The organism is Pseudomonas moorei (assembly GCF_042846945.1).
Classification (GTDB): domain Bacteria; phylum Pseudomonadota; class Gammaproteobacteria; order Pseudomonadales; family Pseudomonadaceae; genus Aquipseudomonas; species Aquipseudomonas moorei.
In genome coordinates, this window is sequence record NZ_AP035776.1 from 3,482,047 (window position 1) to 3,506,231 (window position 24,185).

Below are 24,185 nucleotides of genomic sequence, written 5' to 3' on the forward strand. Positions count from 1 at the left end.
TGACCGCCCCTAAAACTGTGGGAGCGTGGCTTGCCCGCGATGGGGCCGGCACATCCAGCATCGATGGTGCCTGACCCACCGCTTTCGCTGCGATGCGGCGCCCCGGCAAGCCAGCTCATACAGATCGTGTGTTGATGAGTAAATGTCAGGTCCGTTTGTCATCGCCTGCTTCGCCACCCACATGCACGCCGCGATCGTCACCCACTTCACCATTGGCGTGAACGCCGTGATCATCCCCGATTTCGCCAGCGCGATGGACCCCGTGGTCGTCGCCTATCTCGCCGCTACGATGAACCCCGTGGTCGTCGCCTATCTCGCCGCTACGATGAACCCCGTGGTCATCACCCGGTTCTGCATGAGTGCTGTCGCGTCCCGAGTTGGAGGAGGCTGTGCTGCCGCTGTGGCCCGAGCCATGGTCGCTGCCGCTGTTGCTGCCACTTCCACCGTGGCCACCTCCGCCACCTCCGCCATTTCCACCACCGCCGCCACCGCCACTACCGCCGCCACCACCATGGCCGCCACCGCCACCGCCACCGCCGCCGCCACTACCGCCGCCACCACCACCATGGCCGCCACCCCCTCCACCACTGCCCCCTTCTTTTGCGTGAGCACTCGAAACCCCGGACAGGTTGTCCGGAATCAGTACGGTAGACGCCGACAGAACTGCGCCAATAGCAACCGCCAGCATGAGCTTGTTCATGTGCATATCGATCTCCGTCTTCTTCAGGTGGAACGTTGATAAACAATGCAACGCATTGCTTTATTCAGCAGGAACCGTCGATAAACACCTCAACGTCCGGCTTTATTCATTTGCAGCGTCGATACAGGGCTCATCGCGCTGCCAGTCCCGCTGCCAGGGCTCAATGAATGCTGGAGGCCAGCTCGAAAATGGGGATGTACATCAGGATCACGATCACCCCGATCAACAGGCCGATGAAGGTCATCAGCAAGGGTTCGAACAAGCGCACGAACCATTCGATCCAGCGGCTGATTTCTTCGTCGTAGAAGTCGGCGCTGCGCTCCATCATCTGCCCGAGGTTGCCGGACTGTTCACCGGCACGCAGCAGGCGCAGGGACACCGGGGTCACCAGTTGATTGAGCTCCAGTGCCGTCGACAGCGATTGCCCCTCGCGTACCCGTTCGCAGGCCTGGTCCAGCCGTGTGCGCGAGGCCACGGTGAGCAGGCCCCGGACCATGCCCATGGCGGTGACCAGGGGAATGCCGCCTTGCAAGAGGATCCCCAGGGAGCGGTAGAAGCGCGCCAGTTCGTACATGAAAATGCGCTGGTGTACTGCCGGGAGTTTTTCGATCAAGCGGTCCACGCCCCGACGAAAGGCCGGTTGGCGCTTGAGCAGCACCAGGGTGACGATGATGGCCAGCAAGGCAGCGAAGAACTCGCCCTGGTGGGCGTGCAGGAACAGGCCGCTGCTCATCAGGATCTGCGACAGCCACGGCAGGTTCGACCCCAGCCCCTCGAACACCAGGCTGAAGCGCGGCACCACATAGCCCATCAGAAACAGCACCACGCCACCGCCCACCACCAGCAACAGCATGGGGTAGATCGACGCACTGATGATCTTCTGACGAACCTCGTCCATGCGCTGGCGATAGCCGACATAGCGGCCCAGGGCTTCGCCCACGGCGCCAGTCTTCTCGCTGGACTGCACCAGGGCCACGTACAGCGGCGGGAACACCGCCGACAACTGGGCCAAGGCCTGGGAAAACGATTTGCCTTCATAGAGCAGGCGCACCAGCTCGCTCAGGGTCTTGCGGGCCTGGGGCGCGGTTTCTTTTTCCGCCAGGCTTTCCAGGGCATCGATCAACGGCAGGCCGGCATTGAGCAAGGTGGTCAGCTCTTGGCTGAACAACACCAGGTTGAACGTCTCGCGCTGTTTCAACCGCAGTGCCCGCCAATGACGTTCGGCGTGCAGGCTGACCACCCGCAGGCCCTGGTCTTCGGCGATGCGCCGCGCCTCGCTGTGACCCGGCGCCTCGACGGTCATGGAAACCACGCCGGCCTTGCCGACGGCTTTGAGATGAAATCGCATGGTGGCCATTTCCGTCACTGCCAACTGGTGATTTCAGCGTTCTCGCCTTCGCCGCCGGGTTGCCCGTCCTTGCCCAGGGACAGCAGGTCGTACTCGCCGTTTTCGCCAGGGTAGCGGTAGGTGTAGTTACGGCCCCACGGGTCCTGCGGCAGCTTTTTCTGCAAGTAAGGACCGGTCCAGTGGGGTTCATCGCTGGGCGCGGTGACCAACGCCTGCAAGCCCTGTTCGGTCGATGGGTAATGGCCGACTTCGAGGCGATACAGGTCCAGGGCCTTGCCCAGTCCTTCTATTTGCGCCTTGGCCACTTTCACTTCGGAACGGCCCAGTTGCGCAAAGTATTTCGGCGCGACGATGCCGGCCAACAACCCGAGCACCACCAGCACCACCAACAATTCGAGCAGGGTGAAGCCGCGTTGGGCACGCGGGGCGAAACACAGACGCTGATTCATGATGACCTCACACAGTCGGCAGAAGGGTCGCAACAACGCCTTATGCAATTGCCATGCAAAGGGCCGGCGAAGGCCTTGGCATCCTCCTGTACCCCGCGTGCCACGGGCTTCTGCGCTTTCGGCACAGTGCTTGCGTATGCCTGATTAACGACTGGCCATTGGGGCATAACCCCCAATTTTCGGGGCCGGGCAGGGGAGGTGGAACCATGAAAACTCTCACCACGGGAATGCTCGGCTGCCTGCTGCTGGCGGGCGTCGCTCAAGCCGATGTGTTCGTGTCCACGGATGCCAAGGGCAACTTCGTCCTGTCCAACGTCCACCGTCCCGGTCGGCACTATGAACGGGTCATCCATGAGCCTGCCGCGGCGGTGGTCAGCCTCGATCAACAGCCGCAGATGATCGCCGCGCAACCCTACGCCGAGCTGGTGTCGGCGGCGGCCACGGCCAACCAATTGCCGGCGGCGCTGTTGCACGCGGTGATCAAGACCGAGTCGGCCTACAACCCCAGTGCGGTGTCAGCCAAGGGGGCCGGTGGCCTGATGCAGTTGATGCCAGACACAGCCCGCGAGATGGGCGTGACCGACGTCTACGACCCCAAGGCCAACATCCAGGGCGGTGCCCGTTATCTCAAGCGGTTGATGACCCTGTTCGACAACGACATCGCCCTCGCCGTGGCCGCTTACAACGCCGGGCCGCAAGCCGTGCTCAGCCGGGGCGGCGTGATCCCGCCGTTTGCCGAAACCCAGCGTTATGTGCCCAGCGTGCTGCGCCAGTACCGGCGTCTGCAGGGCTTGTCGGCGGATGCCCCACTGTGAGCGAAAGCCGTGGGGTGGTTTTCCCCAACATTGGGGCAGGGTGGCCCCGGCGAAAAAGTGGGGAATAAGTGGGGAATTATCCCCCGAGCTATCAACTGAAAATCGTAACTGGCTGAAAAATAAACAGAATTTTTATGGCATGCGGTTTGCTCAACGCAGTTGTCGAGAATTATTCCCTGTGAGCATCCACAGCGAGGCCCGTGATCATGACCGGCATTTTCCACGCACCATCCGTATTCCATTTGTTGCTGCTGGCGGCCTCGATGTTCGGCGTCGAACTGGCCGAAGCGGCAGTGCGCTGTGAGCGCAACCTGGTGGCCAACGTCGTGGCGCTGGACCAGCCGCTGATGTTCAACCGCCTCGGTGCGCAAAACGTCAACGGCATGATGTTCGCGTTGCGTCGCGACGTGGTCGATGACCATGAGATTTCCCTGGCTCAGGGCGGCGCCGCAGTGCCGGGCAAGGTGTCGCTGCGTCCCGACAAGCGTCCGCGTCCGCTGGTACTGCGGGTCGCCGCCGGTGATTGCCTGACCATCAATCTGCAGAACCTCCTGGCCTATCAGGCCAACCCCGGTTCCCACGAAAATGGCGGCGTGGAGAGCGAAGTCGAAGTCGGCAACGAAAATGCCTTCAAGGTCGATGAACAGGTCACTGACCGCCATGTCGGTTTCCAGGTCAACGGCATGCAAGCGGTCAACACCATCGACGACATCGCGTCGTTCACCGGACGCAATGCCAACACCTTGATCCCGCCCGGTGCCACCCGCAGCTACACCTTGTACGCCGAGCGTGAAGGCGCATTCGCCGCCAGCAGCCGGGGCGCGACCTTCGGTGGCGAAGGGGCGGCGGGCAACGTGGCCAATGGGCTGTTCGGCGAAGTGGTGGTGGTGCCCAAGGGCGGTCGCACCTACCGCAACACCGTGACCGAAGAAGAGATGCGCCTGGCCACCACCGGGCGCACCCCGACCGGCCAGCCGATTGTCGATTACCAGGCGCGCTACCCGCAGCGCCAGCCCTGGATACGGGAAGGCAAGGCCGGCACGCCGATCATCAACATGGTCGACGGCAACGAAATCATCTCCAGCGAGAGCGACGCCATCGTCATGGGCAGCAACGCCGACGGCAGCTTCCCGCCCTCGACCTATCCGCTGGAATCGGTGGGCAAACGCAACCCGGCGCTGCCCAATCGTCTGGAGCCTTTCCGCGACTTCGCTTCGCAGTTCCAGGATGAAACCGCCGCGACCCAGGCGTTTCCGGGTTACTGGGCGGACCCGGTCATGGCCCACGTGCTGGAGCCGACCCGCGATGGCTTCATGATCAACTACGGTTCCGGCGGCATGGGCGCCGAGGTCGTGGCCAACCGCCTGGGCGTGGGGCCGATGCACGATTGCCTGTCCTGCGCCTACGAAGAATTCTTCCTCAGCTCTCACACCGTCGGCGACGTGGCGATGCTGGTGGACGTCCCGGCCAACGCCGGGCTGGAAAACATCCGTCCCGGTGAAGTGCCCAGGGCCGATCAGGTCGGGGTCAAGGCGACCATGGCGCTGTATCCGTCCGAGCCGTCCAACGTCAACCACAGCTACATCGGCGACTTCGTCAAATTCCGCAATACCCACAACGGCCATGAGCAGCACATTTTCCACCTGCACGGCCATCAGTGGCTGTTCAACCCCAACGACGACAACTCCGACTATGTGGACGCCCAGGGTATCGGGCCGGGCGCCGGCTACACCTATGAAATCGCCAACGGCGGTTCGGGCAACCGTAACCGGGTAGCGGGCGATGCGATCTATCACTGCCACTTCTACCCGCACTTTGCCCAAGGCATGTGGAGCATGTGGCGGGTCCATGACGTCTTTGAAGAGGGCACCCGACTCGAAGTCTCGCAACAGGGCGCCGACGGTTTCCACAGCGAACCCTATGCCCTGCGCAGCGGTAAACCGGCGGCGGGCGCACGGGCCTTGCCCGACGGTGAGATTGTGGCCGGCACGCCGATTCCGGCGGTGGTGCCGTTGCCTGGCAAAGCCATGGCGCCGATGCCCGGCAAAGTCGCAGTCGTGCCGAAAATCAGCGAGACCCTTGTGGCCGCCAATGACGACGATGAAGCCGGCGACGATGACAGCGGGCATCAGGGCGGCGGTGCCCAGGCGATTGGCTCGCTGGCGCTGGTGGATCGCAGCGAAGCCAACCGCAACGCCGACGGCAGCCTGAAAAACCCCGGCTATCCCTTCTGGATCGGTGGCATGGAAAGTTCGGTCGGCCAACGCCCGCCGACCCCGCCGCTGGACATGCTCGACGCCGCCAAGGCCCAGGCCTTGAAGTCGAGTGGCAATGCCTTGTGGGCCAACCTCGACCCGGCTCAGTCCGGTGGCTGGGATGGTGGTTTGGGGCGTCATTCCCTGGACGGTTTCTCCTCCGGCGGCGAGGCGCACACCGTGACCACCTCCCTGGATTTCTCCAAGGAAGTGACCCGCGCCAAGCCACTGTACCTGCCGGAAGAAGGCACCGAAGTCGAACAGGCAGCCATGGCGTTCCACGCCAAGAAAGAACACCCCAGCTTCGCCGTGCTGCCGGGCAACCAGGTGGTGGCGCGCAACTTCCGCACCAACGGCGCGCTGCCGATGGCGGGCGCACCGTACTACGAACCGTGCATGGATGACCGCGCCAAGCGCCTGACCAGCAGCGCCGGCAGCGGCGAGTTCAACAGCGGCGAGCGGATCGACGGCATGTCGTTCAGCGGTGCCTCGACCTTCACCGCCGACCGTCCGCGCATCTACAAGGCGGCGAACATTCAGTTCGACGCGGTGTACAACAAAGTCGGCTACCACTTCCCGCAGGCGCGCATTCTCGCGCTGTGGGAAGACGCCTGGCCGGTGATCACCAAGCAGCGTCCGCCAGAGCCGCTGGTGATGCGCATGAACACCTTCGATTGCGTGCAGTATCAGCAAACCAACCTGGTGCCGGCCGTTTATGAAATGGACGACTATCAGGTGCGCACACCGACCGACGTGATCGGCCAGCACATCCACCTGCCGAAATGGGACCTGACAGCGGCCGACGGTTCGGCCAATGGCTGGAACTACGAAGACGGCATCCTTTCTCCGGGTGCCGTGCAAGAACGCATCCACGCCATTCGCCAGTTCAACCAGTGCGAAGGCACCGACCCGCGCGACGGCACGGCCGCGTGCCCGAAAGCCAAGGCGCACCCGTTCTTCGGCCAATACGGCCGGGCTGACTGGGTCGGGGCGCGCACCGCGATGCAACGCTGGTTCGTCGATCCGGTGGTGAACACCAAGGGCGTCGACCGTGGCTTGGGCACCATCTTCACCCACGACCACCTCGGCCCATCGACGCACCAACAGATTGGCCTGTACGCCACCGTGCTGGCCGAACCGGCCGGTTCCACCTGGTTCCACGCCGAAACGGGCGAGCCGTTGTACAGCGGCGCGCGGCAGGACGGTGGGCCGACGTCGTGGCAAGCGGTGATCTCTACCGGCGATCTGGACGGTGACGGCAAGAACGACAGCTTCCGTGAGTTCTTCCTCGAATACAGCGACTTCCAGCACGCCTATGAAGCGGGTGTCTACGTGGGTGCCGGTCCCAATGGCATTCCTGATGCGCAAAGCTTCCCGGCCACCGCCGACAGCTTCCGCTACGCGATCAATCCGCCGGTGCGCAAGGAAGCCGAAACCCTGCTTGAGCAGGTGGTCGAAGCCCGTGGTGGCTTGATGCAGGGCTGCCCAAGCCGGCCTTGCCCGCAAGCGATCTCGGTCGATGACCCCGGCATGTTCGTGGTCAATTACCGCAACGAACCGCTTGCCCTGCGGGTGTACGACCCGAACAAGGTCGGCCCGGACGGCAAGCGCGGCATGCAGGCCGATGGCCTGGGCGGCGACCTGGCGTATGCCATGCAAAGCCGTACCGACCGTGCGATCCCGGCGATGAACCTGGCGCCGAACCTGATCACCGCGGCCACTGGTCCAACCGGCGGCACCACGCTGTTCCCGCCGCACATCAACAAGGGCGGCGCCGAACCAGGTGACCCGTTCACCCCGATGCTGCGCACCTACACCGGCGACAACGTGCGGCTGCGGGTGCATGCCGGCGGTCACGAAGAGGAGCACAACGTCACCCTGCACGGCGTGAAGTGGCTGCAAAGCGGTTCCGGTTTCGGCAACAGCTCCAACTCCGGCTGGCGCGCGTCGCAGATGATCGGGATTTCCGAGCAGATGGGCTTCATCGCGCCGGTGTCGATGCTCTCCAGTTCGGCGGCCACCACCGGTGACTACCTGTACTCGATGGACGCTTCGCTCGAAGGTTACTGGAGCGGCATCTGGGGCGTGATGCGCAACTACACGGCCCAGCGCAACGATCTGTTCGCGCTGCCGAACAACCCGAAACCGGCCGGCATGCGCAACACCGTGGCCTTCGATGGCACTTGCCCACGGATCGGCGCCAACCCCAACGGCATCGGTACCCGGCCGACCCCGCAACGCAACTATGAAGTGGTCGCGGCCCTGGCCAACGACATCCTCGGCAACCCCCTGGGGCTCGCCATCGGTGACTCGGCGGGGCTTGGGCAGCATGTCGGCGGGCCGCTGAATCCGGCCGGGGGCACACTGGTCTTCAACTCGCGGGCGGTGAGCATTCCGCAAGTCACCGTGACCGACCCTCAAGACGGTGTGACCTTCACCATCGGTGGACAAAGCGGGCCGTTGCATGACCCGACCGCGATCCTCTATGTGCGCAAGACCGACCTTGATCCGGTCACTGGCAAACTCAAACCCGGCGTGCCGGTGGAACCGCTGGTGCTGCGTGCAGCGGCGGGTGACTGCATCAACATCACCCTGGAGAACCGTCTGCCCAGCGTGATGCCGGACCTGCCCCAGACGGCCACCGTGATGGGCATGGTCAAGCGTGACCGCAACAACGGCGAGGGCTCGACCACCTTCAGCAATAACCTGCTGCGGCCATCGAGCACCGTGGGCCTGCACGCGCAATTGCTGGCTTACGACATCACCAAATCCGACGGCGCCAACGTCGGCACCAACCCGATCCAGACCGTGCCGCCACGGGTGGGCAACACCGGACCGTACCCGACCCGTACCTATCAGTACTACGCCGGGCACCTGGAGCGTGAAGGCAAGCCGATCACCCAACTGGGCCGCAGTGTCGACAACATCAACGCCACGGCGGTGGAATTCGGCGGGCTGAACATCACGCCGGCAGACGTGATCAAACAGCCGCAAAAAGGACTGGGCGGCGCGATGAGTATCCTGCCGGTCGGCGCCACCTGGACGGAAGACACACGCAAGGTCAATGCGACCGTCACCGCCCCCGGGCAAACCCCCTATCGCGACTTTGCCATGGTCTGGCAGAAGGCCTTGAACATGCGCTGGGCCAATGGTCGTCCGGTGGAGGGCATTGCCTCGGAAGCGGGTGTACCAACCGATCCGCAGGACAACTCGAGCATGGCCATCAACTTCAAGACAGAGCCGATGTGGTACCGCTTCGGTCTTGCCCCGGATGCTCCGTTCGGCCACGCCGACGGTCATGGCTATGGCGATGTACCGAACGCGCACATGGCCTTCAGCAATGCGCTGGTGGGGGGCGATCCGCAGACGCCTGTGCTGTACGTCAAGCCGGGGCAGCCGTTCCGCACGCACATCCTGATGCCGACCGGTGGCAGTCGCGGTACTACCTTCCAGCTCGACGGACACGTCTGGTCGGTCAACCCGTTCCAGTCCGAGAAGAGCGACACCGGCGGGTACCCGATGAGCATGCCTGGCGTGGGTTCGGTGCGGTTTGGCTACAACCCGATGTCGATGTACATCGGTGCCCACGAAAGCATCCTGCCGGCGGCGCACTTCAGCTTCATGCACCCCAGTGCCGGGGGCAGCAACGCGATCCCGGGTGATTACCTGTTCCGCGATTACGGCGCCTACGGCAACACCGCCGGACTGTGGGGATTGCTGCGGGTGACCAACGAACCGGAGCCGGCACCGGCGCCGTAGGGCAGAAAACAGCGCAACACCTGTGGGAGCGAGCCTGCTCGCGATGGCGTCAGTCGCATCACCACGTCAAACCGTGGTGACGCTAATCGCGAGCAGGCTCGCTCCCACAGGGGGGCGATGAGGCAGACACAGATCTGAAGGGGAGTGTTGGCATGAACAGGACCATCAAAATCGCCATCGGTGTGTTGATTGTCGGCGTGGGGCTGATCTGCCTCGGGGTATGGCGCACGTCACCCCCCACCTTGCTCAGCGACGTTGCGTTGCCCGATACCTGGAGCGGCCACACGCTGGAGCGTGACGGCGTATCGGTGGCGCTCGAGGTCAAGCCGCTGGCCGCGGACGGCGTACTGCGCGAAGGGGAGTTCGCCGACGTGCAGTTCCGCATCACCGACAAGGCCTCCGGCCAACCCTTGGCAGGCGTTGCCCCCGGCGCCTGGCTGGACCCGGAAACCGTTGCCGCCGACCAGGCCCAGGGCCGCGAACAGAGCTGCAAGGCGCGGGTCGGGGTGTTCCTCAAGTCGAGCATCGGCGCGCGTCCCTTGCTCGATCTCAACAGCTACTTCCTCATGGTGATGAACCGCGATGCCAGTGTCTCGGTGGTCGACCCGTCGGTGTCGGTGGGCGGTATTACCAGCACCCTGGCGCGGATCGACATCAAGCAACCGCCGATGGACTGGGTCACCCCCAGGGACAACAAGCGGGTGTTCGTGTCGATGCCGACGGCGGGTGAAGTCGCGGTGATCGACAGCGAACAGTTCAAACTTTTGGATTCGGTGGCGGCCGGCAGCCACCCGGTTCGTGTGGCGCTGCAACCGGACGAACGCTTGCTGTGGGTCGGCAACAACGCACAGGCAGCGGAGCAGTCCGGGGTCACAGTGATCGACACCCACAGTCTGAAAGCCCTCAAACACCTGGCGACGGGGGGCGGCCATCACGAAATCGCCTTCAGCAAGGACAGCCGTTTCGCCTTCGTCACCAATCGCGATGACGGCACCCTGAGCATCATCGACATCGCCAGCCTGACCCTGATCAAACAACTCAAGACCGGCTCGCACCCGTTGTCGGTGGTGTATTCGCCACTGTCCGGCGCGGCCTATGTGGCCGATGGCAAGGATGGCACGGTCACGGTGGTGGACGCGGCGAGCCAGTCGGTGCGACGGGTGATCAAGGTCAAGCAGGGCCTCGGCCCGATGGGGTTCAGCGCCGACGGTCGTTTCGGCATCGTGCTCAATACCCTGGAGAACCAGGCCTCGGTGATCGACGCCGCCACCGACTCGCTGATCCATGAGCTGGACGTGTCCGCCGAGCCCTATCAGGTGGTGTTCACCAAGGCCTACGCCTATATCCGCGGCCTGGCCTCGCCCAAGGTGACGATGATCAACCTGGCATCACTCGGCGAAGGCCGCACGCCGATCAGCCAGGGCTTCGAAGCCGGGCCCCAGGCGCCACGCCTGGCCGGGGACCTGCCATTGGCCTCAAGCCTGGCGGTGTCGCGGGACGACAACGCGGTGTTTGTGGTCAATCCGGTGGACAACACCACCTACTTCTACGCCGAAGGCATGAACGCCCCGATGTCCGGTTACCCCAACCGCGGGCAAGTGGCGCGGGCGGCGCTGGTGATCGATCGCAGTCTGCGCGAAATCGAGCCGGGGCTGTACAGCGCGCGGATCAAGCTGCCGCCGGCCGGACGTTTCGACGTAGCGTTCCTGCTCAATCAGCCGAACATCATTCATTGCTTCACCACCGTGGTCGAGGCCAACAAAAGCCTTGAGCCTCTCGTCGGCGTGCCCAGTGTGGAGTTCCTGCTCGACACCTCTACCGCCACGTTGGGCAACCCTTATGTCGTGCGTTTCCGCATCGTCCAGGGCAAGCAGAAAACCGAGCGCAGTGGGGTCAAGGACGTTTTGGTGCGCTACTTCCTGGCGCCGACTTCGCGGCCTCGGGAAGTCGCAGCCCTGGACGTCGGCAACGGTGTGTATGAAGCCCCGGTCGACCTCAATCAACAAGGCGCCTGGTACCTGCACGTGCGTGCGGCGTCACTGGGGGCGAATTTCGGCGACCAGACCTTTGCCAGTGTTCGGGTGACCCCCGGCCAGACTCATTGAAGAGGACATCGACATGAACCGATTTGCACACCGTGGCCTGCTGACCCTCTGCCTTCTGGCCGCGGGCATCGGCCAGGCACTGGCCCACTCGGCCGATGAACATGCCGGTCACGACATGCAGGCCAAGAGCGCCAGTCAGGAGAGCACCCAGGTCAAATTCGCCGACGTGGCGCTGGTGGATCAGAACGGCAAAACCGTCCGCCTGGAAAAAGACCTGGTCAGCAACAAGATCGTGGTCATGAGCTTCATCTACACCAGTTGCACCACGGTCTGCCCGGTGGTGTCTTCGATCATGGGCAAGGTCCAGAAACAGCTGGGCGCACGGGTGGGCAGCGAAGTGCAACTGGTGTCGATCAGCATCGACCCGCAGCGCGATGACGCCAAGCGCCTGAACGACTATGCCCGTACCTTCCAGAATGGCCCGGGCTGGAGCTGGCTGACCGGCACCACGCAGTCGGTCAACGAAACCCTCAAGGGGCTGGGCGCCTTCAGCGGCGACTTCAAGAACCATGCGCCGCTGATTCTGGTCGGCGATGGCAACAGCCGCCACTGGACGCGTTATTACGGGTTCACCGACCCGACGGTGCTGAGCCGTGAAGTCGAGAAACTCAGTGGTCAGCGCAATGCCCACGCCAAGCACACGGCCGTCGCCATGGAGGATCAGCCATGAGAACCCTCGAGCGCATGGCCCTGAGTGCCTGCCTGTGCCTGTTCAGTGCGCTGGCCTTCGCCCACGCAGGCCATCAAGAACCGGCACCCGCGGCTGTCGCGGCGGCGCAACCGGCGGGCGGCACCCGCGACGCGAAGACCTGGTTCACCGACACGCCGTTGCAGGACCAGAACGGCAACACCCTGCGCTTCTTCAGCGATGCGCTACAGAACCGGGTGGTGCTGCTCAACGTGATTTTCACCAGCTGCACCGACGCCTGCCCGCTGATCACCCAGAAGCTCAAGCAAGTACGCGAAGTGTTGGGCGACCAGGCGGAGGGCATCACCTTCATTTCCCTTACCAGTGATCCGCTGCGGGACACCCCGGCGGTACTCAAGGCTTACACCTTGAAGCAGGGCGTCGATGGCCCCCACTGGCTTTTCCTTACCGGCGACAAGGCGCAAATGGACCTTGTCCTGGGGCGCATCGGCCAGATCGTGCCGACCCCCGAGCAGCACTCCACGCAGTTGATCGTCGGCGACGTGGCCAATAAACGCTGGAGCAAAATCCGGCCCGATGCGCCCGCCGCTGCCATTGCCCAGCGCTTGCAGTTGCTGACAATGCCCGTGGTCGGGCGCTGAGTCCGGGCCATGAAAAAAGCCCTGATCCTTGGCCTGCTCATGGTGTCCGGCATCAGCCTGTGCGCCCAGGCGTTGACGCTGACCCCCAGCGAAAGCGCCGGCAAACGGCTGTACCGCGAGGGGGTGTCGGCCAGTGGCGAGCCGATCATGGCCAGGGTCGGGGCGGCCGGCCTGCTGCTGCCGGCCACCCGCCTGCCGTGTGCCAACTGCCATGGCAGCGATGGCCTCGGCCGTCCCGAAGGCGGCGTGCGTCCGCCGGACCTGAGCTGGTCGCGGCTCACCAGCACCTACGGCCAGCAGCAGGTCAACGGACGCGCTTACCCGGCGTATACCGAAAACACCCTGGCCAGGGCCATCCAGGAGGGCCGCGACCCCGGCAACAATCAGCTCGATCCGGCGATGCCCAGGTTTGTGATATCGATCAAGGATCAGCGCAACCTCACGGCCTATCTCAAACGCGTGGCCGATGACCGAGACCCTGGCCTGAGCGCTGACAGCCTGCACCTGGGCACCTTGTTGCCGAGCACGGGGGCGCTGAGCGAGGAGGGCGCCACGGTGGCGGCGGTGCTCAACGGTTGCGTGGCGCGCATCAATGAGGCCGGCGGCATTCATGGCCGGCAGTTGCGCCTGACCATTCTCGACCCCGGCCCGGACCGCGCCAGCGCCGAGCGTGCGTTGGACCAATTGATCGAGAAAGAGCAGGTGTTCGCCCTGATTGCGCCGCTGGCCCCGGCACTGGAGTCGGACCTGGCGCAGCGCCTGGAGCAGGCCGGCGTGCCGCTGATCGGGCCGCTGTCATTGCAGGGCAGGGCCCAGGTCAGCCGGCAGATTTTCGAGCCGCTGCCTGGGCTGAGCGAACAAATGATTGCCCTGGCCAGTTACGCCGCCACCAGTCTGCGGGTGCTTCAGGGGCCGACGCTGATCGCCTATCCGGACGAGCCGGGTCAGCGCCAGGCGGCGGAGAAACTTGCCCAGTACCTGCAAGCCAACGACTGGCAAGCCGTGCGCCTGCAAGGCTATCAATCGGCGCAGGACGAGTTGCCGCTGGGGTCGCGCTCGGTGTTTTACATGGGCAGCAGCGGCGGTTTCAGTCACCTCGCCGCGCGCCTGCAGACGGCGGGTCAAGTGCCTTACCTGTTCGCCGCGTCGAATCAGGTGGCGGGGGATCTGCTGCAAGTGCCCAGTGAGTTTTCCCGGCGGGTGTTCCTGGCCTATCCATTCGTGCCCAGCGACTGGACGCTGGCCGGACGCCTGGCCCTGACCCAATTGCGCCAGCGGCAGAAACTGGGCGGCGAGCACGCGGTCCTGCAGGTGGGTGCGTTCAGCTCGATGATGCTGTTGAGCGAAGGGATGAAGCAGGCCGGGCGAGACGCCAGCCGCGAAAAACTGATTAGCGCCCTGGAAGGCCTGCATGACTTCGATACCGGACTGACCCCGCTGATCAGTTTCGGACCGGGTCGCCGCCTGGGCCTCAGTGGCGCGCACATTGTCACGGTGGACCTGCCCGACCAGCGTTTCTACCTGGTTGCCCCCTACAAACCGATAGCCGCCATGCCCTGACCGGAGGCCGAACATGAAACTCAACACTTTGCTGGTTCTGTGGGCGCTGTGGGTGCCGGCGGCTTACTGCAGCAACGGTCCGGCCGTGGCGCGGGTCAATGGCGAGGAAATTTCCCAGCTGCGCCTGGAGCGTTATTTCGCCGAGTACCTGGAGGATCAGGGGCGCTCGGTGGGCAATATCCGCAATCCCAAGGCGTACAAGCAGTTGCGCAAGGCGGCGCTGGACGCGCTGATCGACAAGGAATTGCTCTGGCAGGAGGCACTCAAGCGCGGGGTGGTGATCAGCGATGCCACGGTGCAAAGCCAGGTCGAGCAGACACGCCAGGCCTTCGGCGGTGCCGAAGTGTTCGCCCGGCGCCTGGAGGACGCGGGTTTCGATGAAGCCAGCTACGCCGAATACACCCGGCGTGAACTGGCGGCTCAGCAAGTGTTCGCCGACCTCACCCGTGTCAGTGAGCCGGACGAACAGCAGGTGCAGGCGTTTTTCGAGGAACACCGCGCCGAGATGAACCGGCCCGAGGAAATACAGGTCAGGCATATCCTGATCAAAGTGCCTCAGGGGGCGGATGCTTCCACTGTTGAAGCAGCAAGACTACGCTTGCAAGCAATGCACACCCGAATCACCCAAGGTGCGGATTTTGCCAGTGTTGCCAGGGAGGGGTCTGAAGACGCCTCGGCCAGCGAAGGCGGCGAACTGGGCTACTTTCCTCGGGGGCGGATGCTGCCGGAGTTCGAAGCGACAGCCTTTGCCCTGGCGCCGGGAGCCGTCAGCGAGCCGGTGCGCACGGCAGTGGGCTGGCATTTGATCCTGTTAGAGAACCGAGTGGAGGCAACCGATGTCACAGAGGAGCAAGGACTTGACATGGTTAGGGCGTACCTTGCCCGACAGAAACAGGTTCAGGCTCGTCTGCAGGCACTGGCGCAATTGCGTTCCGGTAATCGGATCGAACGGGTTGACGATGATTGAGCGTTTCCCCAAAAGTGGGGAATCGATTCAATGCAAAGCCGTTCGCTTTCCCCCGTTTTTGGGGGGAATGGTAAGTGGACGAAAAGGCATTGTTTTTAAATTCAAGGACATGAAGCGATAAAACGACCGGCGCTCAGCCTGGCATGAAGTGTGCGTTAGACCTGTTGAAGGCGCGCACTCCACCAGGTTCGGTATTCGGCCCTGCGGTTTCAAGGAGTCCACCTTGTTAAACAAAGTACTGGTTGTTGACGACGAACAGCTCCTTGCGGAAAACCTCCAGGGTTACCTGCAGGCGCAAGCGCTGGAAGTCCGGATAGCGCACAACGGTGAGACGGCGATTGGCGAAGCCGAACGCTTTTCACCCGATGTGATGGTGTTCGATTACCGCTTGCCTGATATGGAAGGTTTTGAGGTGCTCGATGCCGTCCGCCAGAACAGGAACTGTCATTTTGTGCTGATCACAGGGCACCCCACCGCAGAAGTTTGCGAGCGGGCCCGGCAACTGGGAGTCAGCCACATCCTGTTCAAACCCTTTCCCTTGGCGGAATTGGCCCGTGCAGTCTGCGATCTTCTGGGGATGAAGCGCGAACCCAAAGCAGGTGCAAGCCAATCCGAAGGATTCGTCGAACGACGCCAGAGCAGGACCGAAAGTTTCCCGCTGCAGTTGTACGACGGTAGTTGGGTGCTGGCCGATCGCCGACGAAGTTCATCGGCCGCCAGGGCGCCAGACGACGAACAATTGCTCACCGGGGAGTAGTGGCGCGACAAGAGGTTCCGGCCCCCGCCGAAACAGCTCGCCGCGCCGACAGGGCTCAAAGCCCCGGGCGTTGGAGAGCAAGCCATGGACCGTCTATCCCTTGTTGTCGAGCCGTTGCCGTCGGAGTCTCTACCCAGCCGTTTTTCCAGTGAGCAATTAGCCCAGGCGCGGGCGCTGGCCGCCAGTTCCGGTGAACGGATCCTGGACGCCCTCGGGGAGCTCAGCGAACTGGCCCCCATGCCCTTCATCCAGTGCCTCGGCGCGACCCTGCATTATCCGGTGCTCGACACTGACAGCCTGTTTCAAGCCACCCCGGTGTTCGACCGGGTCACCCTGGCCCAATGCCTCAAGCGCGAATTCACCCTGCTGCGTCACAACGAGGCGGTCATCGGTGTCTTCGCCGACCCCTTCGACACGGCCCGCCTGGCCTGGATCGATGATTGCCTGCACGGCGCGCCGCTGTACCTGGTGCATGCCGACGACCTGAAAGCCTACCTGGCGCGCCACGAAGAGAGCTTCCACGCGGTCGAATCGCTCAACGCCCAGGCCGACGCCGGTGGCGAAATCGATAACTTGCAAAGCCTGTCCCTGACCAGCATCAGCGAAGACTCCAGCGTGGTGGTCAAACTGGTCAACTCGACCCTGTACGACGCGCTGAAAATGCACGCTAGCGACATCCACCTGGGCACCACCGGCAGCGGGCTGGTGATCAAGTACCGGATCGATGGGGTGCTGAACAACATCAGCAAGATCCAGGGCAACGAGTTCGCCGAACAGGTGATTTCCCGGGTCAAGGTCATGGCCGAACTGGACATCGGCGAAAAACGCGTGCCCCAGGACGGTCGCTTCAAGATCGGTATCAGCGGGCGGCAGATCGACTTTCGGGTGTCGATCATGCCGAGCATTTTCGGCGAGGACGCGGTGCTGCGGGTGCTCGACAAACAGGACCTGGCGGACAAGGTCTGCGGCGTGCAATTGCAAGCCCTGGGCTTCGAAGACGAAACCCTGCGCCAGCTGCGCCGGCTGGCGGCCGAACCCTACGGCATGGTGCTGGTCACCGGCCCCACCGGCAGCGGCAAGACCACCACGCTGTACGCAATGATCACCGAGATCAATCACGGTGTGGACAAGATCATCACCATTGAAGACCCGGTGGAATATCAGCTGCCGGGCGTGCTGCAAATCCCGGTCAACGAAAAGAAAGGCCTGACCTTCGCCCGTGGCCTGCGCTCGATCCTGCGCCACGACCCGGACAAGATCATGGTCGGGGAAATCCGCGACCCCGACACCGCGCAAATCGCCGTGCAATCGGCACTCACCGGGCACCTGGTGTTCACCACCATTCACGCCAACAACGTGTTTGACGTGATCGGTCGCTTCACCCAGATGGAAATCGACCCCTATAGCCTGGTCAGCGCCCTCAACGCGGTGCTGGCCCAGCGCCTGATTCGCCTGGTTTGCAGCAGCTGCAGCACGGCGTACACCCCGACTGAAGAGGAACTGCAAACCTCGGGGCTCGATGCGCAGCAGGTCGATCACTACCACTTCGTGCACGGCAAGGGCTGTGGCCATTGCCGTGGCACCGGTTATCGCGGTCGTAGCGCGATTGCCGAGCTGCTGCACCTGGACGATGAACTGCGGCAGATGATCGTCGAGCGCCAACCCATTTCGAAAATCAAGGCCCACGCCTGCAAACGTGGCTTGCGCCTGCTGCGCGAGTCGGCGCTGGAACTGGTGCAACACGGCCGGACCACTCTCGAGGAGATCAATCGTGTCACTTTTATCTCGTGAGCGTTATATCGCCGTCCTCGGTGCCAGTGGTGTCGGCCTCGGCCAGCGCCAGGGCAGTGAAACCCGCTGGCTGGGCAGTGTCGGCTTCATCGATGAAGGGTTTCATGCCTGGGCCGTCGCTCTGGAAACCCTCGACCGGCTGTTGGGCGAACATGCCCGCGCCGGTGCGGAGTTGACCGTGGTGATCTCCGGGCACTTCAGCCGGTTCTGCCTGGTGCCCTGGAGCGATCAGATCAGCAGCCCCGAAGAACTGCGCGGGTTTGCCCAACTGTGCTTCGAAGACCTCTACGGCGTACCGAGCCAACCCTGGAGCCTGGTGCTCTCGGCCGAACCGGCCGGCTACGACCGCATCGCCAGCGCATTGCCGCAGGACTTGCTCGAACGCCTGCGCACGCTGGTCAGCGGTCGCGGCCTGAAACTGCGTTCGGTGCAGCCGTACCTGATGGCCGCGTTCAATCATTTCGACAAGAGCTTCGACGCCGGGGACTTCCTGTTCGTGGTCGCCGAGCCGGTGCGCAGCGTGTTGCTGCTGGCGCGCGAAGGGCGCTGGGCGGCGGTGCGCTCGGTGGGCAGCAGTGACAGCGATGCCGCGCTGACTGCCCTGATCGGTCGCGAAAGCCAGTTGCAGGCCTCCACCAGTGAACGGCCGCTGAACGTTTACCTGCATGCGCCGGCCCGTATCGACTCACACCCCGACGTTCCCGGTGTGCACCTGCGCACCCTCGAAGAGGACCGGACAGCCGTACACGATTGCCTGTACGTCATGTCTCGGGCGGTGGCCTGACATGCGCGCCCTGATGCTCGACTTTCAACCGCGTCGTCGCGCGAGCACGCTGGGCTGGAGCCTGCTGGCCGGTGGTGTGGTGTTGGTGCTGACCTGCATCGTGATCCAGCAACACCTCAGCGAGGAGGCCGAACAACAGCAAGGTCACCTGCAGACCGCCCAGCGCGTGCTCACTGGCGACACGGGCAGCAAGGTCAGCCTGACCCCGGCGGAAACCCGCGAACAGGCGCAGAACCTGGCCGAGATGCGCAAGGTGTCCCAGCAATTGCGCCGCCCCTGGGAGCAGTTGTTCGCCACCCTCGAAGCCATGCCCCGGGACAACATTGCCTTGCTGACCCTGACCCCGGATGCCCGCAAGGGCCAGGTGCGGATCAGCGCCGAGGCGCGGGATCTGGACGCCATGCTCGACTTTCACCGCCGCCTCGAAGCCAGCGACGAGCTGTCCGACGTGTCGCTGCTCAGCCACGAAATCGTCGCCAACGTGCCGGAACACCCGGTGCAATTCAACTTGTCGGCTACCTGGGAGATTGGCGATGCAAATCCCTAGATTGATCGTCCATGAGTACCTGCAAAGCCTCGGCGTGCCGGGTCTGGCAGGGCTGGCGATGGTGGTGCTGGCGCTGACCTATGGCCTGGCCGGGCTGTTGCCGGATTGGCAGTCCGTGCAGCAGCTCAGCCAGCAGACCCGCGAAGCCAGCGAATACCTGGCCAGGGTCGAGGACGGCACGGTGGCCGCGCCGGTGGTGCCGCAACGGCAGCTGGATGATTTCCGCAGCAAGTTGCCGACCCAGCCCCAGGCCACCGTGGCCATCGACAAAATCTACGCGCTGGCCGCCCAGGAACGCATCACCCTGGCCCGGGGTGAGTATTCCCTGGGCATCGATCCGAAAACCCACCTGGCGCGCTATCAGATCCTGCTGCCGGTGCGGGGCAGCTACCCGCAACTGCGGCGCTTCCTGCACGCCTTGCTCGGCCAGTTGCCGGCGGTGGTGCTGGAGGACGTGGAGTTCCAGCGCAAGAAAATCGCCGACACCGACCTGACCGGGCGGATCCGCATGACCCTTTACCTGTCGAGGTCATGATGAACAGCAAACGCGCAGTGGGCTGGGTAGCGTTCTTGTCCGTGGCGGCGGCGCTGGCCTGGTTGCCCGATTACTTCAAATCGGCCGACGACACTGGGGCTGACGTGGCCGTAGTGGCCACGCCGACCAAAGGCAAAGCCCGTGGCGCGTCATCAGCCACCCAGGCCGCTGGTGTGTCGAGCGCCATCAAGGACCTGAGCCCGGCCGGCGATCTGTTCGCCGCCCGCAGCTGGAAACCGGCGCCGACACTCGCCAGCGTCACTGAAACAGCGGTCAACGTCGCCCCGGTGGTCCAGGCCCCTACTGCACCGGCTTTGCCTTTCCAGTTCATTGGTCGGCTGGATGATCGCAGCGACCTGCAAGTGTTCTTGCAGAACGGCGAAAAAATATACGTCGTACGCAAAGGGGATGTGATCGACGAAACATGGAAGATCGAGGGGATTTCCGACAGGGAACTGAGCCTGGTCTATCTGCCTCTGCATTTGTCCCAGACGCTGTCTGTGGGGAGCGCGCAATGAACAAATCCCGTTTGCTGATGAGCTTTTGTCTCTGTGCAGGTCTGGCGGCGTGCAGCTCGGCACAGATTGCCAAGGAAGAGGCGACCCAACTGATGGAGTCGGGCCAATACGAAGCGGGCCTGGCCAGGATCGAGGAGGGCTTGCGGGAAAACCCTCGTGATACCGAGCTGCACCTGGCGCTCAATCACGGTCGCGCCCGGGCGGTGACGGCGCTGCTGACCCAGGGCGACATGGATCGCACCCAGCGTGATTTCGCTTCGGCCCGCATGGCGTACGGCCGGGTGTTGACCATCGAGCCGAACAACCGTCGGGCGCAGGACGCGCTGCGTCAGCTGGAGCACATGCGCAGCCTCGACGAAAAACTCGAACTGGCCCGTGGCGACCTGCGTCGCGGCGACATCTATGGCGCCGAACGCCAGGTCAAACAGATCCTCGAACTGGACCCGAACAACGAAGGCGCCCTGGAACTGCAAGGCAATATCCGCCTGGTGCAGAGCCGCAACGTGGTGCCTTATCCGCAACTGCGGACCCGCCTGGACCGGCCGGTGACCCTGGAATTTCGCGATGCCAACCTCAAGACCATTTTCGAGGTGCTGTCCCAGGTCGCCGGGTTGAACTTCATCTTCGACAAGGACCTGCGCCCGGACATGAAAGCCACGATCTTCGTGCGTGACGTGCGCATCGAAGACGCCGTGGAACTGCTGCTGCAACAGAACCAGCTGCATCAGAAAGTGGTGAACGAAAACACCCTGCTGATCTACCCGGATTCGCCGCAGAAGCTCAAGGATTACCAGGAGTTGGTGATGCGCACCTTCTACCTGACCAGCATCGATGCCAACACGGCGCTGAACATGGTCAAGACCATGCTCAAGACCCGCGACGTGTTCGTCGATGAGCGCCTCAATACCCTGACCATGCGCGACACCGGGGACGCCATCCGCATGGCGGAAAAACTCCTGCAATCCCAGGATCAGTCCAACCCCGAGGTGGTGCTGGAAGTGGAAGTGATGGAAGTCGCCCGCCAGCGCATCCTCGACCTCGGCCTGCAATGGCCCAACACCTTTGGCGTGGTCAACGGCGACGGCTCGCCCGTGACCATTCTCGATCAGCTCAAGGGCATCGACTCCAGCCGGATCACCATCAATCCTTCGCCACAGGCCAAGATCAACGCCCAGGACAAGGACATCAATACCCTGGCCAGCCCGGTGATCCGCGTAAGCAACCGTGAACAGGCGCGCATTCACATCGGTCAGCGGGTGCCGATCATCAGCGCCACCTCGGTACCTTCGACCCAGGGACCGGTGATCACCGAAAGCGTGACTTACCTCGACGTCGGTTTGAAGCTGGAAGTTCAGCCGACCGTGCACCTGAACAACGAGGTGGCGATCAAGGTCGCCCTGGAAGTCAGTAACGCCACGCCGCTGGAGCCGACCCGCCAGGGCACCATCCCGGTCCAGGTCGATACCCGTAACGCCCAGACCACACTGCGTCTGCATGACGGCGAAACCCAGATCCTCGCCGGCCTGGTGCGTAACGACCATGGCAGCACCGGCAACAAGATCCCCGGTCTTGGCGACATCCCGGGCCTGGGCCGCCTGTTCGGCAGCAACAAGGACGACATCAGCAAATCCGAGCTGGTGCTGTCGATCACCCCGAGGATCGTGCGCAACCTGCCGTACCAGAGCCCGTCGGACATGGAGTTCAGCACCGGCACCGAAACCAGCATGCACATCCAGGCGCCGGACCGTTCGAAGGTCGAAGTCGAAGAGGTTCGCGCCAATGGCATGAGTGCACCGATCGCGACCACCGTAACCGTCGGGAAGCCTTGATCATGAACGCCTCGCAACGCGGTTTTACCCTGATCGAAGTCGTGGTGACGCTCGCCCTGGTCGGCCTTCTGGCCGGCCTGGCCGCGCCGCTGACCGAGACCGTGGTGCGCCGGGGCAAAGAGCAGGAACTGCGCACCGCGCTGTACCAGATCCGTGATGCCATCGACGCCTACAAACGGGCGTTCGACGCCGGTTACATCGAAAAATCCCTCGACAGCAGCGGCTATCCGCCGAACCTGAAAGTGCTGGTGGAGGGCGTGCGTGACGTGCGCAGCGCCAAGGGGGCGAAGTTCTATTTCCTGCGGCGGGTGCCCCACGATCCGTTGGCTCCGAGCAAGCGTGACGACGACGGTGGTTGGGGTTTGCGCGCCTATGACAGCACGGCTCAAAACCCACGGGAGGGTGTAGACGTCTACGACGTTTACTCCAAGGCCCGGGGCAAGGGTCTCAATGGCATCGCTTACCGGGAGTGGTGAATCTATGCGCCGGGAAAAGGGTTTTACCCTGTTGGAGTTGATGGTGGTCATGGCAATCATCGCGACCCTGATGACCATTGCCTTGCCGCGTTATTTCAACAGCCTCGAAGCGTCGAAAGAGACCACCCTGCGCCAGAGCCTCTCGGCCATGCGCGAAGCCCTCGATCACTATTACGGCGACACCGGGCGTTATCCCGATTCCATCGAGCAAATGGTCGAGCAGCGCTACTTGCGCAACCAGCCTATGGACCCGATTGCCGAACGCAAGGACGCCTGGGTCCTGGTCGCGCCGCCCGATGGCGTACAGGGCGGTGTGGCCGATATCAAGAGCGGAGCCACCGGGAGGGCGCGTGATGGCAGCCTCTATTCCGAGTGGTAAGCCTGCTGCGCAGGGCGGTTTCACCTACCTGGGTGTGCTGCTGCTGATCATGGTGATGGGCATGGGCCTGGCCAGTGCCGGCGAGATGTGGGCCACCGCCTCGCGCCGCGACCGTGAACGCCAGTTGCTATGGGTCGGCACGCAGTACGCCCAGGCCTTGCGCAGCTATTACCGCAGTTCGCCCGGTGTGGCCCAGTACCCCAAAGAACTCGCCGACCTGCTGCAGGACGAGCGCTTTCCCAACCCGAAACACCATCTGCGCCAGCTGTATCCGGACCCGATCGGCGGCGGCGAGTGGGCCCTGATGCGCGGCTTCGACGGGCGCATCACCGGCCTTAGCAGCGCCTCCACGGAAAAACCGTTGAAACAGGCGAATTTCCCCAGCCAGTGGTCGGACTTCAACGGCATGGCCAGCTACAAGGACTGGCAGTTTGTCGCCGAGAAGGCCTTCCTCGATGGCAGCTCGGGGCCGGCCAAAGGCCAGAGCAAAGCCCCTCAGGCGTTGCAGCCATGAAGCGCTTGTGCCTGGCCTTGATCCTGCTGCTGAGCAGCGCTGTCGCTTCGGCCGGCGAGGAGGACGAAATGCTCGGTTTCATCGTCGACGACACGATCTCGCACATCGGCCACGACTTTTACTACGCGTTCAGTGAACGCCTGCGCGCCACCAGCCCGATGGATTTCAACCTGGTGGTACGCGAACGGCCTTCGGCTCGCTGGGGCAGCCTGGTGACCGTGGAATATCAACAGCGTTTGGTTTACCGGCGCTTCCTGCCGCCGAACACCGTGGACCTCAAGGACGACGCCTATGCCGCCGCCGACTGGGTACGCGGGCAGGTTGTCCAGCGCAAGCTGGAAGCCTTGTTGCAGGACACCACGGACCTTGAGAGGGACGAACTATGAAAACGAACACTGTCTCGCGGCACCTCGGGCTCTGGTTGCTCGGGCTGGGAAGTTGTGGGTTGGTCCAGGCCACCGAACTGGTGTACACGCCGATCAACCCGTCGTTTGGCGGCAACCCGTTGAACGGCACCTGGCTGCTCAACAACGCTCAGGCGCAAAACGACCACGACGACCCGGACTTGAAGGATCGCACCACCGTGGCCGGGACATCGGCCCTGGAGCGGTTCAGCAGTCAATTGCAATCGAGGTTGCTGGGGCAACTGCTGGACAACATTTCCACCGGCAATACGGGAAGCCTGTCCACCGACGCCTTTATCGTCAACGTCGTCGACGACTCAGGGCAATTGACGATTGAAGTGACCGACCGGGCTACTGGCGAGCTCTCGGAAATCAAGGTGAATGGCCTGAACTGATAGGGATT

General features: G+C 63.4%; 22 protein-coding genes. 19 read left to right on the forward strand and 3 right to left on the reverse strand.

All coding sequences use genetic code 11. The features are described from left to right. Positions 1 to 145 precede the first annotated feature (145 nt). The 3 genes from ACGJAX_RS16350 to gspG form a co-directional block, all read right to left on the reverse strand. Positions 146 to 706, reverse strand: a complete 561-nt coding sequence (locus ACGJAX_RS16350) for a hypothetical protein (RefSeq protein ID WP_390955383.1) — start codon at positions 704 to 706, stop codon at positions 146 to 148. A gap of 154 nt (positions 707 to 860) precedes the next feature. Next, positions 861 to 2,048 (reverse strand): type II secretion system F family protein, encoded by a 1,188-nt coding sequence (locus ACGJAX_RS16355; RefSeq protein WP_390955384.1) that lies wholly within the window; start codon positions 2,046 to 2,048, stop codon positions 861 to 863. A 14-nt stretch (positions 2,049 to 2,062) separates the two neighbouring features. Beyond that, positions 2,063 to 2,497: a type II secretion system major pseudopilin GspG gene (gene gspG, locus ACGJAX_RS16360; protein WP_090319209.1), complete on the reverse strand. Its 435-nt coding sequence runs from the start codon at positions 2,495 to 2,497 to the stop codon at positions 2,063 to 2,065. Positions 2,498 to 2,703: 206 nt separating this feature from the next. On the opposite strand from gspG, the gene ACGJAX_RS16365 reads away from it, so the two are divergent. From ACGJAX_RS16365 to ACGJAX_RS16455, 19 genes are all read left to right on the forward strand, one after another. After that, positions 2,704 to 3,312: a transglycosylase SLT domain-containing protein gene (locus ACGJAX_RS16365; protein WP_390955385.1), complete on the forward strand. Its 609-nt coding sequence runs from the start codon at positions 2,704 to 2,706 to the stop codon at positions 3,310 to 3,312. Positions 3,313 to 3,518: 206 nt separating this feature from the next. Beyond that, positions 3,519 to 9,326, forward strand: coding sequence for a manganese-oxidizing multicopper oxidase MnxG (gene mnxG, locus ACGJAX_RS16370; protein WP_390955386.1), 5,808 nt, complete (start codon positions 3,519 to 3,521; stop codon positions 9,324 to 9,326). Between the two features lie 152 nt (positions 9,327 to 9,478). Then, on the forward strand, positions 9,479 to 11,431 hold the full coding sequence (locus tag ACGJAX_RS16375; RefSeq protein ID WP_390955387.1) for a cytochrome D1 domain-containing protein: 1,953 nt from the start codon (positions 9,479 to 9,481) through the stop codon (positions 11,429 to 11,431). A gap of 13 nt (positions 11,432 to 11,444) precedes the next feature. Continuing rightward, positions 11,445 to 12,101 (forward strand): SCO family protein, encoded by a 657-nt coding sequence (locus ACGJAX_RS16380; RefSeq protein ID WP_090319221.1) that lies wholly within the window; start codon positions 11,445 to 11,447, stop codon positions 12,099 to 12,101. Next, positions 12,098 to 12,721: an SCO family protein gene (locus tag ACGJAX_RS16385; RefSeq protein WP_247254264.1), complete on the forward strand. Its 624-nt coding sequence runs from the start codon at positions 12,098 to 12,100 to the stop codon at positions 12,719 to 12,721. Before ACGJAX_RS16380 ends, ACGJAX_RS16385 begins: the two co-directional genes overlap by 4 nt. 9 nt (positions 12,722 to 12,730) lie before the next feature. Next, on the forward strand, positions 12,731 to 14,281 hold the full coding sequence (locus ACGJAX_RS16390) for an ABC transporter substrate-binding protein (RefSeq protein WP_390955388.1): 1,551 nt from the start codon (positions 12,731 to 12,733) through the stop codon (positions 14,279 to 14,281). 13 nt (positions 14,282 to 14,294) lie between these two features. After that, positions 14,295 to 15,248, forward strand: a complete 954-nt coding sequence (locus ACGJAX_RS16395) for a peptidylprolyl isomerase (protein ID WP_390955389.1) — start codon at positions 14,295 to 14,297, stop codon at positions 15,246 to 15,248. Positions 15,249 to 15,471: 223 nt separating this feature from the next. Next, the gene (locus ACGJAX_RS16400; RefSeq protein ID WP_390955390.1) at positions 15,472 to 16,005 is read left to right on the forward strand and encodes a response regulator; all 534 of its coding nucleotides are present in this window, start codon (positions 15,472 to 15,474) and stop codon (positions 16,003 to 16,005) included. A gap of 84 nt (positions 16,006 to 16,089) precedes the next feature. Continuing rightward, positions 16,090 to 17,796, forward strand: coding sequence for an ATPase, T2SS/T4P/T4SS family (locus tag ACGJAX_RS16405; protein ID WP_390955391.1), 1,707 nt, complete (start codon positions 16,090 to 16,092; stop codon positions 17,794 to 17,796). Next, positions 17,777 to 18,580, forward strand: a complete 804-nt coding sequence (locus ACGJAX_RS16410) for a hypothetical protein (RefSeq protein ID WP_090319241.1) — start codon at positions 17,777 to 17,779, stop codon at positions 18,578 to 18,580. The genes ACGJAX_RS16405 and ACGJAX_RS16410 overlap by 20 nt, the downstream gene beginning before the upstream one ends. A 1-nt stretch (position 18,581) precedes the next feature. Continuing rightward, a complete protein-coding gene (locus ACGJAX_RS16415; protein ID WP_248914118.1) occupies positions 18,582 to 19,127 on the forward strand; it encodes a PilN domain-containing protein in 546 nt (181 codons plus the stop codon). Beyond that, positions 19,114 to 19,662 (forward strand): pilus assembly protein PilO, encoded by a 549-nt coding sequence (locus tag ACGJAX_RS16420; protein ID WP_390955392.1) that lies wholly within the window; start codon positions 19,114 to 19,116, stop codon positions 19,660 to 19,662. The genes ACGJAX_RS16415 and ACGJAX_RS16420 overlap by 14 nt, the downstream gene beginning before the upstream one ends. Next, positions 19,662 to 20,180 carry a hypothetical protein gene (locus ACGJAX_RS16425; protein ID WP_390955393.1) on the forward strand — a complete coding sequence of 173 codons (519 nt, stop codon included), beginning with the start codon at positions 19,662 to 19,664 and terminating at the stop codon, positions 20,178 to 20,180. Before ACGJAX_RS16420 ends, ACGJAX_RS16425 begins: the two co-directional genes overlap by 1 nt. Further along, positions 20,177 to 22,009: a secretin N-terminal domain-containing protein gene (locus ACGJAX_RS16430; RefSeq protein WP_390955394.1), complete on the forward strand. Its 1,833-nt coding sequence runs from the start codon at positions 20,177 to 20,179 to the stop codon at positions 22,007 to 22,009. Before ACGJAX_RS16425 ends, ACGJAX_RS16430 begins: the two co-directional genes overlap by 4 nt. Before the next feature lie 2 nt (positions 22,010 to 22,011). After that, a complete protein-coding gene (locus ACGJAX_RS16435; RefSeq protein WP_090319257.1) occupies positions 22,012 to 22,485 on the forward strand; it encodes a type II secretion system protein in 474 nt (157 codons plus the stop codon). A gap of 4 nt (positions 22,486 to 22,489) precedes the next feature. Further along, positions 22,490 to 22,864, forward strand: a complete 375-nt coding sequence (locus ACGJAX_RS16440) for a type II secretion system protein (RefSeq protein ID WP_047530667.1) — start codon at positions 22,490 to 22,492, stop codon at positions 22,862 to 22,864. Then, positions 22,839 to 23,378 carry a type II secretion system protein gene (locus tag ACGJAX_RS16445; RefSeq protein WP_090319261.1) on the forward strand — a complete coding sequence of 180 codons (540 nt, stop codon included), beginning with the start codon at positions 22,839 to 22,841 and terminating at the stop codon, positions 23,376 to 23,378. Before ACGJAX_RS16440 ends, ACGJAX_RS16445 begins: the two co-directional genes overlap by 26 nt. After that, on the forward strand, positions 23,375 to 23,764 hold the full coding sequence (gene csgE, locus ACGJAX_RS16450) for a curli production assembly/transport protein CsgE (protein ID WP_090319264.1): 390 nt from the start codon (positions 23,375 to 23,377) through the stop codon (positions 23,762 to 23,764). The genes ACGJAX_RS16445 and csgE overlap by 4 nt, the downstream gene beginning before the upstream one ends. After that, positions 23,761 to 24,177 carry a curli assembly protein CsgF gene (locus ACGJAX_RS16455; protein ID WP_090319267.1) on the forward strand — a complete coding sequence of 139 codons (417 nt, stop codon included), beginning with the start codon at positions 23,761 to 23,763 and terminating at the stop codon, positions 24,175 to 24,177. The genes csgE and ACGJAX_RS16455 overlap by 4 nt, the downstream gene beginning before the upstream one ends. Positions 24,178 to 24,185 lie beyond the last annotated feature (8 nt).